Below are 974 nucleotides of genomic sequence, written 5' to 3' on the forward strand. Positions count from 1 at the left end.
CTAGATGAATGAGTCCGATGTTCTCAGTGGTCGTAGGCGATCAGGGATCGCTTGGCTGTGGCTCCGGTGGTCCAGTTGTGCCAGATGCAGGCTGCCAGGGCGAGGAGTCGTTGGCCGGTGCGGGCGAAGACTCCTGTAAGGGTGCGGCCGCCATGCTGTTCCAGGCTGAGCTGGCCCTTGAGACTGTCGAATACGGCCTCGATCCACTGCCTGGCCCGGGTGAGGCGGCCGTGCCGGAGGGGTTCGTCCTTGCGGTCCGGACGCACCAGATGGACACCCAGGTGCTCGGTCAGGAAGGCCTCGAACTCCTTCCCGGCGAAGCCCTTGTCGGCGAGGATCACCTGGCCGGCGCGGACGAGGTGATGGTCGCGTTCCAGCAGTGCGGTCATCACCTCCCGCTCGCCCAGTTTCGGGTTCGCCAGACACCAGGAGATGGGCATGCCCTCGGCAGTGGTCAGCAGGTAGAGGCGGAATCCCCAGAAGAAGCGGGAGTGGCTGCGGCAGTAGCCGTATCCGGCATGCCCGACCAGGTCGGAACGCTTGACGGTCTCGCGGGAGGCCGCGCAGGGCAGCGGGGTGGAGTCGATCAGCCGCAGATCGTCGTGCCAAGTCGGTACCTGCCGGGCCAGTGCCTCGATCACGTGGCTGATGAGCGGTCCGGCGGCGTTGAGCCGCTTGTTGTAGGCGGACTGCTGGGGCAGGTAGCGGAAGAGGTGACCCAGGCGGGCGTGGGCGAAGCGGATCCACTGGCGGGCCGAGGGAAAGCCCAACAGGACCTGGGCGACCGCCAGGCACAGCAGTTCGGCGTCCGTCAGTTTCGGAGGTCGCCCGATCCGGCGACAAGGGGCCACATGGTCGTCGATGAACACGTACAGTGCCGCCAGAAGGGCGTCCAAGCCAGAAGTCACACTCAGGCCAACGGACGCCCTTCGCCATGGTCGCGGCCAGCCCAGACATCGGACTCATTCATCTAG

Annotated in this window: 1 protein-coding gene; it reads right to left on the reverse strand. The window is 66.1% G+C overall.

The annotated features are described in order from the left end of the window. Positions 1-23 precede the first annotated feature (23 nt). Entirely contained in the window at positions 24-908 is an 885-nt protein-coding gene (locus EEJ42_RS31380; RefSeq protein ID WP_123105245.1) for an IS982 family transposase, read from the reverse strand. Between the last annotated feature and the right edge of the window lie 66 nt (positions 909-974).

Source organism: Streptomyces botrytidirepellens, assembly GCF_003721215.1.
In the GTDB taxonomy this organism is placed as follows: domain Bacteria; phylum Actinomycetota; class Actinomycetes; order Streptomycetales; family Streptomycetaceae; genus Streptomyces; species Streptomyces himastatinicus.